Annotated in this window: 19 protein-coding genes; 13 read left to right on the top strand and 6 right to left on the bottom strand. The window is 67.8% G+C overall.

Going from position 1 to position 15,220, the window contains the following annotated elements:
- Positions 1-36 precede the first annotated feature (36 nt).
- Positions 37-990, top strand: a complete 954-nt coding sequence (locus ACZ522_RS16120) for a phosphoadenosine phosphosulfate reductase family protein (RefSeq protein ID WP_379697336.1) — start codon at positions 37-39, stop codon at positions 988-990.
- Positions 991-1,042: 52 nt separating this feature from the next.
- Positions 1,043-1,759 carry a diphthine--ammonia ligase gene (locus ACZ522_RS16125; protein ID WP_379697333.1) on the top strand — a complete coding sequence of 239 codons (717 nt, stop codon included), beginning with the start codon at positions 1,043-1,045 and terminating at the stop codon, positions 1,757-1,759.
- Between the two features lie 127 nt (positions 1,760-1,886).
- Here ACZ522_RS16125 and ACZ522_RS16130 read toward each other — a convergent pair whose 3' ends face one another.
- Positions 1,887-2,849: a sugar phosphate nucleotidyltransferase gene (locus ACZ522_RS16130; RefSeq protein ID WP_379697330.1), complete on the bottom strand. Its 963-nt coding sequence runs from the start codon at positions 2,847-2,849 to the stop codon at positions 1,887-1,889.
- Positions 2,850-2,994: 145 nt separating this feature from the next.
- On the opposite strand from ACZ522_RS16130, the gene ACZ522_RS16135 reads away from it, so the two are divergent.
- A complete protein-coding gene (locus tag ACZ522_RS16135) occupies positions 2,995-3,297 on the top strand; it encodes a transcriptional regulator (protein WP_379697328.1) in 303 nt (100 codons plus the stop codon).
- Between the two features lies 1 nt (position 3,298).
- On the opposite strand, the gene ACZ522_RS16140 is transcribed toward ACZ522_RS16135, so the two are convergent.
- The 5 genes from ACZ522_RS16140 to ACZ522_RS16160 all read right to left on the bottom strand — a co-directional run bounded on the left by ACZ522_RS16140 (position 3,299) and on the right by ACZ522_RS16160 (position 6,333).
- Positions 3,299-3,670: an HNH endonuclease gene (locus ACZ522_RS16140; protein WP_464391823.1), complete on the bottom strand. Its 372-nt coding sequence runs from the start codon at positions 3,668-3,670 to the stop codon at positions 3,299-3,301.
- 6 nt (positions 3,671-3,676) lie between these two features.
- Complete coding sequence (locus ACZ522_RS16145; RefSeq protein ID WP_379697325.1) at positions 3,677-4,378, bottom strand: type 1 glutamine amidotransferase domain-containing protein; 702 nt, start codon at positions 4,376-4,378, stop codon at positions 3,677-3,679.
- A 251-nt stretch (positions 4,379-4,629) separates the two neighbouring features.
- Positions 4,630-5,196 carry a hypoxanthine/guanine phosphoribosyltransferase gene (hpt, locus tag ACZ522_RS16150; RefSeq protein ID WP_379697323.1) on the bottom strand — a complete coding sequence of 189 codons (567 nt, stop codon included), beginning with the start codon at positions 5,194-5,196 and terminating at the stop codon, positions 4,630-4,632.
- Positions 5,197-5,329: 133 nt separating this feature from the next.
- Positions 5,330-5,728, bottom strand: a complete 399-nt coding sequence (locus ACZ522_RS16155; protein WP_379699885.1) for a hypothetical protein — start codon at positions 5,726-5,728, stop codon at positions 5,330-5,332.
- A gap of 263 nt (positions 5,729-5,991) precedes the next feature.
- Positions 5,992-6,333 (bottom strand): winged helix-turn-helix domain-containing protein, encoded by a 342-nt coding sequence (locus ACZ522_RS16160; protein ID WP_379697321.1) that lies wholly within the window; start codon positions 6,331-6,333, stop codon positions 5,992-5,994.
- A gap of 177 nt (positions 6,334-6,510) precedes the next feature.
- On the opposite strand from ACZ522_RS16160, the gene ACZ522_RS16165 reads away from it, so the two are divergent.
- From ACZ522_RS16165 to ACZ522_RS16210, 10 genes are all read left to right on the top strand, one after another.
- Complete coding sequence (locus tag ACZ522_RS16165; RefSeq protein WP_379697318.1) at positions 6,511-6,837, top strand: DUF7322 domain-containing protein; 327 nt, start codon at positions 6,511-6,513, stop codon at positions 6,835-6,837.
- A gap of 248 nt (positions 6,838-7,085) precedes the next feature.
- Positions 7,086-8,171, top strand: coding sequence for a monovalent cation/H+ antiporter subunit E (locus ACZ522_RS16170; protein ID WP_379697315.1), 1,086 nt, complete (start codon positions 7,086-7,088; stop codon positions 8,169-8,171).
- Positions 8,171-8,455: a cation:proton antiporter gene (locus ACZ522_RS16175; protein WP_379697312.1), complete on the top strand. Its 285-nt coding sequence runs from the start codon at positions 8,171-8,173 to the stop codon at positions 8,453-8,455. Before ACZ522_RS16170 ends, ACZ522_RS16175 begins: the two co-directional genes overlap by 1 nt.
- A 1-nt stretch (position 8,456) precedes the next feature.
- On the top strand, positions 8,457-8,771 hold the full coding sequence (gene mnhG / locus ACZ522_RS16180; RefSeq protein WP_379697310.1) for a monovalent cation/H(+) antiporter subunit G: 315 nt from the start codon (positions 8,457-8,459) through the stop codon (positions 8,769-8,771).
- Positions 8,768-9,310, top strand: a complete 543-nt coding sequence (locus tag ACZ522_RS16185; RefSeq protein ID WP_379699882.1) for a DUF4040 domain-containing protein — start codon at positions 8,768-8,770, stop codon at positions 9,308-9,310. Before mnhG ends, ACZ522_RS16185 begins: the two co-directional genes overlap by 4 nt.
- Positions 9,307-9,801, top strand: a complete 495-nt coding sequence (locus ACZ522_RS16190) for an MnhB domain-containing protein (protein WP_379697308.1) — start codon at positions 9,307-9,309, stop codon at positions 9,799-9,801. The genes ACZ522_RS16185 and ACZ522_RS16190 overlap by 4 nt, the downstream gene beginning before the upstream one ends.
- Positions 9,802-9,803: 2 nt before the next feature.
- Positions 9,804-10,169, top strand: coding sequence for a cation:proton antiporter subunit C (locus ACZ522_RS16195; RefSeq protein ID WP_379699879.1), 366 nt, complete (start codon positions 9,804-9,806; stop codon positions 10,167-10,169).
- Positions 10,162-11,658: a monovalent cation/H+ antiporter subunit D family protein gene (locus ACZ522_RS16200; RefSeq protein WP_379697305.1), complete on the top strand. Its 1,497-nt coding sequence runs from the start codon at positions 10,162-10,164 to the stop codon at positions 11,656-11,658. Before ACZ522_RS16195 ends, ACZ522_RS16200 begins: the two co-directional genes overlap by 8 nt.
- On the top strand, positions 11,655-13,418 hold the full coding sequence (locus tag ACZ522_RS16205; protein ID WP_379697303.1) for a cation:proton antiporter: 1,764 nt from the start codon (positions 11,655-11,657) through the stop codon (positions 13,416-13,418). Before ACZ522_RS16200 ends, ACZ522_RS16205 begins: the two co-directional genes overlap by 4 nt.
- Positions 13,418-15,205: a Na(+)/H(+) antiporter subunit D gene (locus ACZ522_RS16210; protein WP_379697300.1), complete on the top strand. Its 1,788-nt coding sequence runs from the start codon at positions 13,418-13,420 to the stop codon at positions 15,203-15,205. The genes ACZ522_RS16205 and ACZ522_RS16210 overlap by 1 nt, the downstream gene beginning before the upstream one ends.
- The last annotated feature ends 15 nt before the right edge of the window (positions 15,206-15,220 follow it).

The raw sequence follows: 15,220 nt of genomic DNA on the forward strand, positions 1-15,220 counted from the left end.
AGAAAGGTAGATGCTCCCCTCGCGCGTACGGGTCTCGTGTCTCAGACGTTCCCGTCGTACCTGTCTCTCGACTACGACGACGGCCGCGGACGGACCGCCGCGGACTACCCCACCCTCGACGAGAAGATGCGGAAGGCCGCGGACGTCACCGCCGAGGCCCTGACCCAGTACCGACGCCCCGCCGTGACGTGGACCGGCGGCAAGGACTCCACGCTCGTCCTCGCCGTCGCGATGGACGTCGCGGCAAAACTGGGCGCGGAGACGCCGCCCGTCGTCTTCATCGACCACTACCAGCACTTCCCCGAGACGGTCGCGTTCGTCGAACGCTGGGCCGACCGGTGGAACCTCGACCTCGTCGTCGCCCGGAACGAGGGCGTGGCCCGACTCGGCGCGGCCCCCGGCGACGAGATTCCGGTCGCGGAACTCGGCGACCGGAACGGACGCGAACTCGAGCGACTCGGATACGAGGGCGAGACGTTCACCCTCGACGCGGACACCTTCGAGGGGAATCACCTCCTGAAGACCGTCGCCCTCAACGAAGTAATCGAAGCGCGCGGGTTCGACGGCGTGTTCTCGGGCGTCCGCTGGGACGAACAGGAGTCGCGCGCCGCGGAGACGTTCTTCTCGCCGCGGCACGACTCGGAGAAGTACCCGCCCCACGACCGGGTTCACACCATCCTCCAGTTCGAGGAGGCCGACGTGTGGGCGGCGTTCTGGAACGTCGTCGTGCCGGACGCGGTGCCCGACTACCCCGCTGGCCACGTCCCCGAGTCCGCCGCGGACCTCCCCGCCGGCGTCTCGCCCGCCGACATCCCCGTCTCGCCGAAGTACTTCGAGGGCTTCCGCTCTCTCGGCACCGAGTCGGGGTCCGCGAGGGAGGACGACCGGCCGGCGTGGGTGCAGGACCTCGGCGCGGACGGCGAACGCGCCGGGCGGGCGCAGGACAAGGAGGACCTGATGGGCCGGCTCCGGGACTTAGGCTACATGTGACGCGACTCCGCGAACCGCAGGGGGTTAGTACCCCTCCGACCTACCGCCACCAATGACCGCATCCGGCGACTGGGTGAGCCTCTTCTCCGGCGGGAAGGACTCCGCGTGGGCGCTCTACCGCGCGCTCGAGGAGGGGTTGAACGTGACGCGCCTGCTCACGGTCCATCCGAGCGAGGACTCCTTCATGTACCACGTCCCGGCGACGCACCTCACCTCGCTGGCCGCCGAGAGCGTCGGTATCGAACACGTCGAGGTGTTCCCCGAGGACTTCGACGCGCCCAACGCCGAGGACGCCACCGCGCAGGGCGACGCCGAACTCGAACCCCTCGAAGCCGCCGTCGAAGCGCTCGGAGACGAACTGAACCTCGTGGGCGTCACCGCGGGCGCGATAGAGAGCGAGTACCAGACGAGTCGGATCCGGGGAATGTGCGACCGACTCGGCATCGACCTGTTCGCGCCCCTCTGGCGGGAGGACCCGCTCGAACTCGGAGAGGCGATGCTCGACGCCGGGTTCGAGATAACGATCCTGCAGGTGGCCGCGCACGGACTCGACGAGTCGTGGCTCGGCCGGACGCTCGACGCGGCGGCGCTGGACGAACTGACCCGACTCAACGAGGAGTACGGCGTCCACGTCCTCGGCGAGGGCGGCGAGTTCGAGACGTTCGTCACCGACGGCCCGCACATGTCCCGCCCGGTCGAACTGGAGTACGAGACGGTGTGGGAGGGGACGCGCGGCTACCTCGAAATCACCGACGCCTCCCTCGGGTGAACGGCGTCTCGGTCGGACGCCCGGCCGAACCGGTCGCTCGGCGTCGGAACGGAGTCGCGAAAAGCGTCGCGGCGCGGGGATAGTCGCTCGGTGCGAGACGGCGATTCGAGGCCGGAGAGACGGCGCGTCAGTGCTGCAGTCGCGAGTGCGCCCCGATGAGCGCGTTCGACAGGTCGAGATTCTCGATGTGGGTGTCCTCGTCGACGATGGTGTTTCGGATGTCAGCGTCGCGGATGTCGGAGTCGCGGAACACCACCGCCCGGTCGAGCGAGGAGTCCTCGACCGTGGTTCCGGCCATCACGTGGACGTTCTCGCCGAGGTCGGAGTTTTCGACCGTGGCGGAGTCGTGGATATAGTTCTCGCCCTCGAGGTACCACGACACCGCGTCGAGGTAGCTCTCGGCGGTCCCGATGTCGAACCAGGCGCCGTCGAACGTGAACGCGTGAACGTCCCCCCTCTCCTGTAGCCACTGGAGGAACCAGCCCGGTTCGTCCGGGTTGTTGCCGCCGGTGAGGTACTCGTCGAACTTCGGGAGCGTCTCCGCGGGGAACGCGTAGCAGGCGATGGAGACGAGCGTGCTGTTGGGGTCGTCGGGCTTCTCCTGGAAGTTCACCACCTTGTCCCCGTCGAGTTCGACCAGCCCGTACGACTTGGCGCGTTCCCTCGACCCGACGTCGTACGCCGCGAGCGTGGGCGTCTGTTTCTCCTCGAAGAAGTCCACGAACTCGGCGACGTCGAACGAGAGGAGGTTGTCGCCCGCGATGACTACGAGGTCCTCCTCGACGTTCTCGCGGTCGATGAGCTGTTCGAGCGCGCCGACGACGCCGAACTTCTCGTCCTCCTCGACCGTCTCCTCGACGGAGAGCGTCGGCTTCTCGTAGCCGGTCTCGTCGAGGTACTCCTCGAACGTCTCCGCGAACCGCTCGTTCGTGCTGACGAACACCTCGGAGATGCGGTCGTCGTCCTCTAAGTCGTCGAAGATAATATCGATGACAGTTCCGTCACCGACCGGGAGGAACATCTTCGGCCGGTGTTTCGTGATAGGCCAGAGTCGCGTCGCGTACCCGCCGGCAAGAACCACGGCTTTCATGCTCTGTCAGACTGCCGCTGCTATCAAGTTCTTTTCCCATATTTACTGACGTGTTTGGGGTGCAATCGAGGGACATCGCCGATGCGGACTCGCCGCGACGAACGGACGGGGAAGGCATACGGTACTCCGGGACGAACCGGGACGCATGCCCGAGTCGGACGGCGACGCGACGACCAGAACGAAGATAGCCGACGCCCTTCGGACGGAGCCTCACACCGCGACGGACATCTCCGAGGAGATAGGCATCCCGCGGGCGGCGGCGTACGACCACCTCGAACACGTCGCTCAGTCCGTCGATTCGAACGACGCCGACGAGCAGTTCCTGGTCGCGCCGCCGGAGTGCCGCGAGTGCGGCTTCTCGGCGTTCGACGACCTGATAAACTACCCCTCGCGGTGTCCGGAGTGCCGGAGCGAACGCATCGAAGAACCAGCGTTCGTGATACAGTAGCTCAGAAGTCCGCTATCTCGCGGTTGTGGTACGCGAGGCACTCCGGGTCCACCTCGTGTTCGTCCCTCACGTGGAGCGTCCGCCCGTCGACGGTCGAATCGTACGCGTGGGAGACGAGATGCGAATCGGGGTCGATAGCGATCAGTCCGTAGTCGAAGTCCGCGTGGTGGTTGGGGCAGAGAACGAGGACGTTCCCCTCGACGTCCGGGCCGTGGTGAGGGCGTCCGAGCGGTTTGAGGTGGTGGCCCTCGGCGTATCCGGCGTCGACCTCCCGCCGCCGTCTCGCGCCGCAGACTTGGCACGCGGACGAGTACGTCTCCTTGAGGTCGGAGACACGCCCGTCGATCTCCCCGTCCGGTAAAAATAGTAGCAGGTTCGGTCAGGCCGGAACTTCGAGTTCGAGCTCCTCCAGCAACGTCTCCGCGGCGGCGGTCGACGACTCGGGGCCGCGGGCCGTCACCAAGTCGCCGTCCGCGGTGACGCTCGCGTCCTCGTCGAGCTCGGCGTCCCACTCGCCGCCGACGGCCTTCACTTCGTCCTCCACCCAGTAGGGGAGCTTCCGACCGTCGGGCATCAGGTCGTTGTCGTCGACGATCTCCTCCTCCCACTCGTTCGGGAAGCCCGTCACCTCGCGACCCTCGACGAGGAAGCTCCCGTCGGCCTCGCGGGTGAACGCGAGGATGCCGACGGCGTGGCAGACGACGAGCGCTTTGCCCTCGTCGCCGCCGACGGCGGACAGAAGCGCCTGCCGCGCGTGGCGGTCCTGATTCACGTCCCACTCGGTGCCGTGACCGCCGGGGAACACCACCGCGTCGTACGCCTCGGCGTCGACGGTCGCGAGGGGTTCGGGGTTCGCCAGTCGGTCGTCGCTCTCGATGACCTCGCGGACGCGCTCGGCCGTCTCCTCGCCCACGTTCTCGGGATCCGTCGAGCGTTCGTCGACCACCGGCTCCGACCCCGACGGCGTCGCGACGGTGATATCGACGCCCGCGTCGGTGAGCGTCGTCAGCGGTTCGATGCACTCCTCGGCCCAGTACCCCTCTTCGCTCACGATGAACAGCGCGGTGGCTTCGTCGGTCATACGGCGAACCGTAGGGGCGGGAGCCGAAAAAGCGCCGCGGACTCGGAAAATCGCGGTGGGTAGCGTCAGGCGGTGTCGGAGGGCGACGACCCCGCGTCCGTCCCCGCACTCGCCTCCTCTCCGGCGGACTCGACGAGGTGACACGCCGCCCGACCCCCGGCGGACGTGCGTCGGAGTTCCGGCGCGTCCGCCTTGCATGCCGTCTCGAACGCCTCGGCGACGGGTCGCGCCGAGACGACGGTGGCGGTCCCTCAGTCGTCGCCTTCGTCGTCCACGACGACGACTTCGCCGTCTTCGACGCGGACGTTGATGAGCGTCTTGACGTGGTGATCCGTCTCGTCGAGTTGGTTCGGCCCGGCCTTCTTGATGACGGCGACGGTGTCTACCACGTCCGCGCCGATGCCTTCGAGGGCGTCGAGAACGGCGCACATCGTCCCGCCCGTCGAGAGGACGTCGTCGAGGACGAGAACCCGGTCGCCCTCGGTCACGTCGTTGATGAACATCTCGCTCTCGGAGTAGCCCGTCTCCTGACTGAGTTCGACTTCGCCGTCGAGTCCGTACTGCCGCTTTCGGATGACGACGAGGGGGATGTCGGTCATCAGAGAGACCGCAGTCGAGATGTGGATGCCCATCGCCGCGGGCGTGACAATCTTGTCGACGTCCTCCAGATCGACCTTGCGGATGATCTTGATGACGATTTCGCGGAGGAGTTCGGGTTTGAGCATCGGAACCCCGTCGCTGATGGGGTGGACGAAGTACTCGTAGTCTCCCTTCTCGATTATCGGCGCTTCGAGGAGCGACTGCCGCAACTGGTCCATGTCGTCGGTTCACCGGTTCGGAAATAAAAGGTGGCGGTTCGCCGGTTCCGTACGGGTTCTCCTCACGGTTCGTGGGAGCGTATGTCTCACCGAGGACGGCCCACCGGACCGCCTTCGCCTCGACGCGCCCGTTTCAGACGCTCAGCAGACCCATCGCCGTTCGGACGAGGGGTTCCTCGGGTTCGTCGGGACTGACGAACAGGAGCATTCCGCGGCCGCCGCAGTACACCTGCAGCAGTTTTCGTCCGTCCACCTCTCGGGTCTTGTACTCGACGCGTTCGTGCGTCGGTCGAAGCCCCGAGAAGAGGCCGTGCCGTACGAAGTCTCGTCGCGTCTCTTCGGCGAGACTCGTGAGGCGGCGAATCAGGTCCTCGCGGCCGTCGAACGAGTCCGATAACTCGTCTCCGACGTGAAAGAGGTCGAACGACGTCGCGCCATAGACGGCGACGAGATCGAGCGGCCCTTCCACCGCGTCCCCCAACGACTGGAGGACGACGCCCCTATCGGGACCCGGCCAGTTCGCGCTGTTCATCCGTGCGGGGTTGTGAATCACCTACAACCCTCCGTGTTCCGACGCGGGAGTGTCCCGTCCCCCGAATCCACGTCTGGAACTGTCATGCAACTCTTTATTGTCAGAGTATTATATAAATCTTAAGGTGAGATTTCAAATGCAGAGAAAGTGTACTGAGGAGTCAGATATCTCCGGGGGGAGAGGGCGATACCGCTCGAACGGTGCGCGTCACTCCCTCCCGTACGTCGCGTCCGTCGCCGCCCGCGGCGTCGTCTGCCGCCGTCTCAGTCGTCTCCCGCGTCCGCGCCGACCGGTTCGGCTGCGCCGTCGCCCTCGCCGAGGCGAACCCCGTACTCGCCGTCGTCCAGATCGACGACCGCCCGCCGGAACGACGCCTCGTACACCTTGTAGTGTCCCCCCTCCTCCGTGACGAACATCTGCGAGGAGGCGAGTCCCGTGTCTATCAGAAGTTCGAGACGACGGTAGACCGTCGGCAGCGACAGGTCGTGTTCCGTCGCGAGGTCCTTCGCGGACCGCGGCCGCTCGCTCACCGACGCGAGCAGTCGTCTCGCCTCCTCGTCACCCAACGCGTCGAGGATTCCCACGTCCCCGCTCTCCTCACCCATGGGTGTACGGGGAGACGGGGGGCATAAATCAATTTCCCTGAATATCAGAGAAGAGACTGATTCGGGCGCGGAGTGGTGGCAGTTCGCATACCTATCGGAGTCGGTGGCACGGCGTCGCGGGCGGAGATAACCGCAAACGAGTTACGCGGGCGTCTCCACGCACCGACAACGACGGCGATGTTCGACGACGACGCTTCCGACGACCCGGACAACCCGTACCCTCCCGGCACCGAGGGGCCGAGAGTCGAGATTCCGTCCGTGGACGTGCCGTCCGTGAACGTGCCGTCGCCCGACTCCGCCGCCGACAACGCCGGCGACTCGAAGCTCGCGTCGCTGTTTCTCTTCCACGTGATACTGTGGAACGCGGTGCTCCTGCTTCTCAGCCTCGGGGCCATGCTGATATACTTCCGCGCGGACTGGGACACCGGCGGTCAGCTGGTCGCCGCCGGGGTCGTCCTGTCGGTGTACGGCGTCTACCGACTCCCCGACGGAACGTCCGAGTGAACGACCCGCCGAACGCGCCGATTCGAGGCGATGGGCGCGACGACTCGGCCGCGTTCGGCGGACGCGTTCGGCGGGCGACGAACGGGGGTCGAGCGGGGCGCATACCGCCCGAAACCGCCAGATATCGTTTCTACGGAGACTCACCGAATAGCGGAAAACGTTTTGCTCGGCCTCGGTAACCTCCACGTAATCATGAGTCGAGAGGACGACCGAAGAGAGGCGGTACCGAGGGGGGGAGGAGGCGGCTGATGTCCGACGCCAGTCCCCGAATCCTCGTTCCGGCCGGCGAGTCGATGACGTTCCGCAACACCGTCGCCTACGCCGTCCGCGAGGCGCGTTCCGTCGCGGAGGAGACCGGGGAGCAGGCGACCGTCCACTTCGTCTATCCGGCCCGGTGGCAGCTCATCGACCAGGAGGAACGGTCGGCCGCGAGAGCCCAGGAGTTACTCGACCGCGCCCGCGTCTGGGCGGAGACCGACCTCGACTACGACGAGGACGGCGAACCCGACGAGGACGTGCCCGTCCGCATCGAGACGGCGGTCATCGGGCAGGACCGCTACCTGTTCAGCCCCGGCGACTTCGCGGACGTGCTCCTCGAGTACGCCCACGGGAAGGGTCTCGACCGCGTCATCGTCGACCCCGAGTACCAACCGGGCGGGAACGCGCCGATGCTCCGCCCGTTTGAGGCCGAACTGACGCAGTCAGACCTCGACGTCGAGGAGGCGCCGGTCGAACGGCGGACCCGGCGCGGCAGGCTCATCGGGCGCGCGTCCCTCTCGAAGGCCGCCGTCACGTTCGGCGCGACGTACGGGTTCTACCTCCTCGTGGGGGGGACGCTGGCACCCTTCGACCTCCTGACGGGCGCGCTGACGGCCGCCCTCGCCACCGTGTTCTTCTCGCGCGTCGCGTTCGTCGAATCGCCGACGCTCCGCGAGACGCCGGTGAGACTCGCGCGGGCGTGCCTCTACATGCCGTACCTGCTGTGGGAGATAGCGAAGTCGAACCTGTCGGTCGCGTACCTCATCCTCCACCCGAGCCTGCCCATCGATCCGGCGATGCGCCGCTTTCGGGCGGCCGTCTCGGGGGACCTCCCGGTGACGACGCTGGCCAACAGCATCACGCTCACGCCGGGGACGCTCACCGTGGACGTGGGCCGCGAGGGCCTCCTCATCCACTCTCTCGACGCCGGGTCCCGGGAGGGCCTCGAGGACGGGGCGTTAGAGCGCGCCGTGCGGTTCCTCTTCTACGGGCGGGCCGCCGCTCGCATCCCCTCGCCGGCGGAGCGAGGCAGCATCACCGCGGACGACGCCGAATCGGGTGAGACAGCGGACTAATGGTGCAGTCTCTCCCGGTGGACGCCGTGTTACTCGGCGCCGCCGCCGCCTTCGTCGTGCTCGCGTTGGTGCTTCTCTACCGCGTGATCCGCGGTCCGACGATGCAGGACCGCGTCATCGCGGTCAACGGTATCGGGACGAACACGGTGGTCGTGTTGGCTCTCGTCGCGGCCGCGCTCGACCGGCCGGGCTACCTCGACATCGCGCTCGTCTACGCGCTGTTGAACTTCCTGATGAGCATCGCCATCTCGAAGTTCACCGTCGAACGCGGGGGTGTCATCTGAGATGGCGCTCGTCGATTTCGCCGTCGTGGCGTTCGTCGCCGCGGGGCTGTTCTTCGGCCTCGTCGCCGCCGTCGGCATCATCCGACTGCCGGATCTCTACACTCGTGCGCACGCGACGTCGAAGAGCGACACGCTCGGCTCGGTGCTCACCCTCGCCGGCGTCGCGATCGTCTTCGGCGCCGACTTCACCGCGGTCAAGACGGTGTTTCTGCTCCTGTTCATGTTCATCACGAACCCGACGGCCGCCCACGCCATCGCTCGGGCGGCCCACGACCAAGGTATCGAACCGTGGACGCCCGAGGAGGGGGAGAACTGACCGTGCAGCTTCCCATCTACGCCGCCCTGCTCACGTTCGTCGTCGCGGCCGCGCTGGCGGCGACGTTCCTCCGCGACGTCCTCGGAGCCATCATCGTCTTCGCCGGGTTCAGCCTCGGCGTCGCCATCGTCTGGGTGCTCCTGAGCGCGCCGGACGTGGCGCTGACCGAAGCCGCAGTCGGCGCGGGCGTTACGACGGTGCTGTTCCTGGTCACCATCGCCCGGACGGTGCGCCCCGGCGGCGACAGGCTGTTCGAGCCGATCGGATGGCGCTCGGCGGCCCTCGTCACCGCGCTGATGGCTGTGCTGTTCAGTACGGTCGGGTCGCTCCCGCGCATCGGCGACCCGAACTCGCCCGTCGCCACCTCCGAGATAACCGCGTACTACCTCGAAAACGCCTACCCCGAGACCGGGGTCGAGAACGTCGTCACGGCGGTGTTGGCGGCCTACCGCGGGTTCGACACCCTCGGCGAGGCGACGGTCGTCATCGCCGCCGGCGTCGCCGTTCTCGTCGTGCTTCGACAGGAGACGTTCGTATGAGCGACGCAGACTCCCAGCGCCGAACGTACGTCGAGAGTACCGTCATCATGACCACCGTCCGCGTCATCGTCCCGTTCGTCTTCACGTTCGGGCTGTACGTCATGTTCCACGGCGCGGAGTCGGCGGGCGGCGGGTTCCAGGGCGGCGCGATAGTCGCGTCCGGAATCCTCATGCTCGCGTTCGCCTTCGGTATCGAGCCGACCCGCGAGTGGCTCAGCGACGGATTCGTCCGGTCTATCATCGCAGGCGGCGGCGGCGCGTTCGCCCTCATCGGCATCGGCGCCGTCCTCTCCGGCGGCGCGTTCCTCGACTACGCCGCCTACGGTATCCACCACGGCGTCAAGTACGGCATCGAACTGGTGGAACTCGGCATCGGGGCCGTCGTCTCGGGCGTCATCGTGGCGCTGTTCTTGAGCCTCGCCGCGGGGTTCGACGCCTCCGGGTTCGACGACGCCGACGCCGCCGAAGCCGACGGAGGTGAGCGGGCGTGAGCGTGCTCGACATCTTCGCGACCCACTACAACTACCTCGTGTTCGTCGCGCTGGTCGGTATCGGCCTGTACGGCGTCATCGAGAGCTCGAACCTCGTGAAGAAGGTCATCGGGATGAACATCTTCCAAGTCGGCATCTTCCTGTTCTTCGTGACGACGGGCTACGTTGACGGGGGGAGTCCGCCCGTCGTCCACGGCGGCGGCGGTCACGGCACGTACGCGAGTCCGCTCCCGCACGTCCTCATCCTCACCGCCATCGTCGTCGGCGTGAGCCTGACCGCGGTCGCGCTCGCGCTCATCGTGCGAATCTACGAGGAGTACGGGACGCTGGACGAAGAGGTCATAAAGGAGGTGCGGCTGAATGACTGACGCGCTCGTCTTCCTCGTCGTCGCGCCGATCGTCGCGGCGCTGTTCCCGATAGCGCTCGGCACGTTCTTCGAGCGCGCGGGGTGGGCCGTCGCCGCCGTCGCCGCCGTCGTCCAACTCGGACTGTCGCTCGTCGTCCTCCGGCGCGTCCTGACGGGCGGGCGGTTCAGCTACGAAGTCGGTGACTTCCAGCCGCCGATGGGCATCGAGCTCATCGGGGACGGCGTCTCCGCGACGCTTCTGGTCCTCATCGCGGCGGTGACCCTCGGCGTCGTCGCCTACGCGCGCCGCGCCGGGCCGCGCTCGAACACGTTCTACAGCGAACTGCTGTTGCTCACGGCGGGCGTCTCCGGCGTCGTCGCCACCGGCGACGTGTTCAACCTGTACGTCTTCATCGAAATCACGGGGCTCGCGACGTACGCCCTCGTCGCCAGCGATCGGTCGGCGCGGGCGGCGGTGGCGAGCCTGAAGTACCTGTTCGTCGGCACCATCGGCGCGTCGCTGTACCTGCTCGGCGTCGGCTACCTGTACGTCGCCACGGGGACGCTGAACATGGCCGACTTGGCGGAGACGCTCCCGACCGTCGGGTACGCGTCGCCGCTGGTGTTGACCGGGTTCGGCCTGATAGTGACCGGGCTGTTGGTGAAGGTGGCGCTGTTCCCGCTTCACACGTGGCAGCCGGGGGCGTACGCGGAGTCGCCCGACACGGTCAGCGCGTACATCTCGGCGCTCGTCTCCACCGTCGCCGCGTACGCGCTGTTCCGCATCATCTACGCGGTGTTCACGCTGGAGTTCTTCGCGGCGGTTCCCGCCGCGCGTGACATCCTCGTCGCCCTCGCGGCGATCAGCGTCGTCGCGGGGTCGACGCTCGCGGTGATGCAGTCCGAACCGAAGCGGATGCTCGCGTACTCGTCGGTGTCGCAGTTCGGCCTCGTCGTCGCCGGCGTCGCCATCGCGAACGAAACCGCCGTCTTCGGCGCGCTCGTCCACCTCGTCGGACACGCCGTCATGAAGGGCGGCCTGTTCCTCACGGTGGGCGTCATCGCGGCGGGCACGGGCGCGCGAACGCTCGACGACTTCGCCGGACTCGCGGACCGCGCGCCGGTCGCCAGCGCGGCGTTCGCCGTCCTCGCGTTCTCGATGGTCGGCATCCCGCCGGCGGTCGGGTTCGTGGGCAAGTGGAACATCGTCCTCGGCGCCGTCGCCGCGGGCGAGTGGATAGTCGCCGCCGTCGTCGTCGTGAGCACGCTCCTGACGCTCGCGTACTTCGCGCGGTTCATCGAGCGCATCTACTTCGCCGACGTGTCGGACCACGGGGCGGACGCCCGGACCGTCGCGGACGGGGGTGCCGGAGACGCCGGTCGCCCGCCCGTCTCCGTCGGCATGCGCGTCGTCGTCGTCGCGGCGGCGGTCACCGCCGTCCTGCTGGGGGTCGTCGCCTCTGACCTGATAGCAGTCTTCGAACCGGTGCTGGAGGTGTACTTCGCATGACTGACTCACTGAGACCGATGGCCGCGGTGTTGGCCGCCGCCCTCGGCATCGTCGCAATCGTCGCATCGCGCCGCAGACCGAACGTCCGCGAGGGCTTCACCGTCGTCTCGGCGCTCTCGACGTTCGCCCTCGTCGCCAGCATGGTCCCGGGCGTCCTCGACGGCACGGTGTACGTCACCGACCTCGGGACGTTCGTCCCCGGCGTGGAGTTCGTCCTCCGGGCGGACCCGCTGGGAACCGTCTTCGCCCTGTTGGCGAGCTTCCTCTGGATCGTCACCAGCTTCTACAGCGTCGGGTACATGCGCGGACTGGACGAACACGCCCAGACGCGCTACTTCGCCGCGTTCGCCGGCAGCGTCAGCGCCGCCGTCGGCATCGCGTTCGCGTCGAACCTCATCGTCCTCTACGTGTTCTACGAACTCCTGACGGTGGCGACGTACCCGCTCGTCACCCACGACCAGACCGAGGAGGCGCGCCGCGCCGGCCGGAAGTACCTCCTGTACACGTTCGGCGGCGGCGTCGCCGTCCTCGCGGGGACGGCGCTTATCTTCTGGTCCACCGGCACGGTGAACTTCGCGTCGGGCGGTATCGCCGCGCTCGCGAACGCCGACCCGGTGGTCGCCCGCACCGCGTTCGCGCTTCTGACGGCCGGGTTCGGCGTGAAAGCCGCGCTCATGCCGGTCCACTCGTGGCTCCCGGACGCGATGGTCGCGCCCACGCCCGTCTCCGGCCTGCTCCACGCGGTGGCCGTCGTGAAGAGCGGCGTCTTCGGCATCTCTCGGGTCGTCCTCGACGTGTACGGCCCGCAGACGGTGTCGGACCTCGGCGTCGGCCTCCCCCTCGCCGCCGTCGCCGCGTTCACCATCCTGACCGCGAGCATCATGGCGCTCCGGCAGGACAACCTGAAGCGCCGCCTCGCGTACTCGACGGTGAGCCAACTATCGTACATCGTCCTCGGGTTGGGACTGCTCTCGCCGGCGGCGCTGGTCGGCGGACTGCTCCACATCCCCGCCCACGCGTTCATGAAACTCACCCTGTTCTTCTGCGCGGGCGCGATTCACGTCGAGACGCACACCGACGACATCAGCGACATGGCGGGCATCGGACGGCGCATGCCGGTGACGATGGCCGCCTTCGCGGTGGCCAGCCTCGGGATGGCCGGCCTGCCGCTGGTCTCGGGGTTCGTCAGCAAGTGGTACCTCCTCATCGGGAGCATCGACGCCGGATACGTCGTGTTCGCGTTCGTCCTCCTGCTGTCGGGCCTGCTGAACATCGCGTACTTCTGGCCCATCGTCTACCAGGCGTTCTTCCAGACGCCCGACGACGCCGACGCCAAGCCCGTAATAGAGTCGCCGTTCGGCGGGCGGTCCCGCGTGGGTTCGCCGTCGGCGGCGAAGGCTGACGGCGGGAAACCCCGCTCCGACGGCGGAAAGTCGAAGGGTGCGGAAGACGCCGACGACGAGACGGCGTACGCCGTGGACCGCTACCCGAGCGACCACGTCCGCGACGACGCCGAGGAGGCTCACGGCCAAGGAGCGACCGAGGAGGCCCACGGCGCGCACGACGACGACCACCACGGCGGCCCGCCGTCCGACGGGTGGGAGCGCCGCGCCCTCGGGAAAGAGAGCACGTGGTTCATGCTCGGGCCGATAACCACCGCCGCGGCGGGCGCGATTGCGCTCGGCATCGCACCGTACGCGATGGTGTTCCTCGCGCTCATCGAGCGAGTCGTCGCGGGTGCGACGGGGGTGGCGTTCTGATGCTGGTCGAGTCCGCATCGGCGTCCACGACGGTGTCCTCGCCCCTGTTGACGCTGATTCCGCCCGCGTTCGTCGTGCTGGCCGTCGCGCTCCTGATGCCCCTGCTCCCGCGGCGACTCGGCCACGGACTCGGCGTCCTCGCCACCGGCGGCGTCGCCGTCTGGTCGTACCTCGTCCCGGCGGGGACGTACCTGCCGGTGACATTCCTCGGCTTCGACGCCGTGCTGTTCAACGTGGACGCCTTCTCCCGCCTGATGGGCATCATCTTCGGCCTCATCGCCTGCGCCGCCGTCCTCTACTCGTACTCTTCGGCGGCGAGTAATCGGCAGACTGCGTACGCCCTCGGCTACGTCGGCACGAGTCTCGGCGCGGTGTTCGCGGGCGACTGGCTGACGCTCATCTTCTTCTGGGAACTGATGGCCGTCACCAGCACCCTGTTGGTGTGGGACTACGGCGGCGAAGCCGTCCGCGCGGGCTTCCGCTACGCCATCTACCACGCCCTCGGCGGCAGCCTGTTTATGGCCGCCATCGTCTGGCAGTACGTCGAAGTCGGATCGTTCCTCTTCTCGGCGGCGGAGGGCATCGTCCCCGGCATCCCCGCCGCACTCGCGGCGGTGGGTATCGGCGTCAACGTGGGCTTCGTCGGCCTGCACGCATGGCTCCCCGACACCTACCCGCGGCCGCACATCGCGGCCAGCGTCTTCCTCTCCGTCTACACGACGAAGACGGGCGTCTACGGGATGGCGCGGGCGTTCCCCGACGGCCACCTCCTCATCGCCTACATGGGCGCGGCGATGGCGATGGTCGGCGTCGTCTACGCCCTGCTTCAGAACGACATGCGGCGACTCCTCGCGTACCACATCCAGTCGCAGGTGGGGTACATGGTCGCCGGCGTCGGCATCGGCACCGCACTCGCCACCGCCGGCGCGTTCGCCCACGTGTTCAACCACATCCTCTACAAGGCGCTTCTGTTCATGACGGCGGGCGTCGTCGTCGGACGCGTCGACGAGGAGAACCTGAAGTACCTCGGCAACCTCCGCGGGGCGCTTCCGCTGACGGCGCTGGCGTTCACTATCGCCGCCCTCTCCATCAGCGGCTTCCCCGGCTTCAACGGCTTCGTCAGCAAGGGGATGATAACCGCCGCCGCGCACCACGAGCATCTGGACGGCGTCTACTACATCCTCCTGGCCGCGGGCGTCGGCACGTTCATGTCGTTCATCAAGTTCGGCTACTACGCGTTCTTCCGCGACGCCGACCGCTCGTGGCCGTCGGTCGAACGCGCCGCGAACGGGCAGGTAGTCGCCATGCTCGGCGTGGCGGGGCTCTGCGTCCTGTTCGGCCTCTTCCCAGACCTGCTGTTCGGGATTCTCCCGGGCGACGCCCACGACGCGCACCCGTTCACGACGAGTCACATCGGCGAGGGACTCGTCCTCGCCCTCCTCGGCGTCGTCGGGTTCGCCGTGCTGAAGAAGCCGCTCTCGAAGATAGGCGGCGCGGTGCCGGACGTGGACTCGCTTCTGAACCCCGCGGCGTTCTACACGACGCGGACGCTCGTCCGCGGCGTCACCGACCTGTTCGCCGCCGTGGACCGCGTCGTCGCCGGCGGGTCGTACGCCGTCGCCGGCGCGGTGTCGAACCCGTACCCGGCGCTTCGGCGCACCGCCTCGGCGTTCTCCCGCGACGGCGCGGACGACATCGGCCCCGGGTCCCTCCGGGCGACCATCGCCACGAGCATCCTGCTCGTCGTGTTGGTGTTGGCCGCGGCGTTAGTCGGACTCCTCGGCTGAACGGCCCCGGAAACT

Source organism: Halopelagius fulvigenes, assembly GCF_055398025.1.

What these genes read in the sequence shown, in the direction of transcription:
- ACZ522_RS16190 (WP_379697308.1), top strand. Translation starts at nt 9,307, where the DNA reads ATGAGCGACGCAGACTCCCAGCGCCGAACGTACGTCGAGAGTACCGTC.
- ACZ522_RS16130 (WP_379697330.1), bottom strand. Translation starts at nt 2,849, where the DNA reads ATGAAAGCCGTGGTTCTTGCCGGCGGGTACGCGACGCGACTCTGGCCT.
- ACZ522_RS16165 (WP_379697318.1), top strand. Translation starts at nt 6,511, where the DNA reads ATGTTCGACGACGACGCTTCCGACGACCCGGACAACCCGTACCCTCCC.
- ACZ522_RS16145 (WP_379697325.1), bottom strand. Translation starts at nt 4,378, where the DNA reads ATGACCGACGAAGCCACCGCGCTGTTCATCGTGAGCGAAGAGGGGTAC.
- ACZ522_RS16155 (WP_379699885.1), bottom strand. Translation starts at nt 5,728, where the DNA reads ATGAACAGCGCGAACTGGCCGGGTCCCGATAGGGGCGTCGTCCTCCAG.
- ACZ522_RS16170 (WP_379697315.1), top strand. Translation starts at nt 7,086, where the DNA reads ATGTCCGACGCCAGTCCCCGAATCCTCGTTCCGGCCGGCGAGTCGATG.
- ACZ522_RS16135 (WP_379697328.1), top strand. Translation starts at nt 2,995, where the DNA reads ATGCCCGAGTCGGACGGCGACGCGACGACCAGAACGAAGATAGCCGAC.
- hpt (WP_379697323.1), bottom strand. Translation starts at nt 5,196, where the DNA reads ATGGACCAGTTGCGGCAGTCGCTCCTCGAAGCGCCGATAATCGAGAAG.
- ACZ522_RS16210 (WP_379697300.1), top strand. Translation starts at nt 13,418, where the DNA reads ATGCTGGTCGAGTCCGCATCGGCGTCCACGACGGTGTCCTCGCCCCTG.
- ACZ522_RS16160 (WP_379697321.1), bottom strand. Translation starts at nt 6,333, where the DNA reads ATGGGTGAGGAGAGCGGGGACGTGGGAATCCTCGACGCGTTGGGTGAC.
- ACZ522_RS16125 (WP_379697333.1), top strand. Translation starts at nt 1,043, where the DNA reads ATGACCGCATCCGGCGACTGGGTGAGCCTCTTCTCCGGCGGGAAGGAC.
- ACZ522_RS16200 (WP_379697305.1), top strand. Translation starts at nt 10,162, where the DNA reads ATGACTGACGCGCTCGTCTTCCTCGTCGTCGCGCCGATCGTCGCGGCG.
- mnhG (WP_379697310.1), top strand. Translation starts at nt 8,457, where the DNA reads ATGGCGCTCGTCGATTTCGCCGTCGTGGCGTTCGTCGCCGCGGGGCTG.
- ACZ522_RS16205 (WP_379697303.1), top strand. Translation starts at nt 11,655, where the DNA reads ATGACTGACTCACTGAGACCGATGGCCGCGGTGTTGGCCGCCGCCCTC.
- ACZ522_RS16175 (WP_379697312.1), top strand. Translation starts at nt 8,171, where the DNA reads ATGGTGCAGTCTCTCCCGGTGGACGCCGTGTTACTCGGCGCCGCCGCC.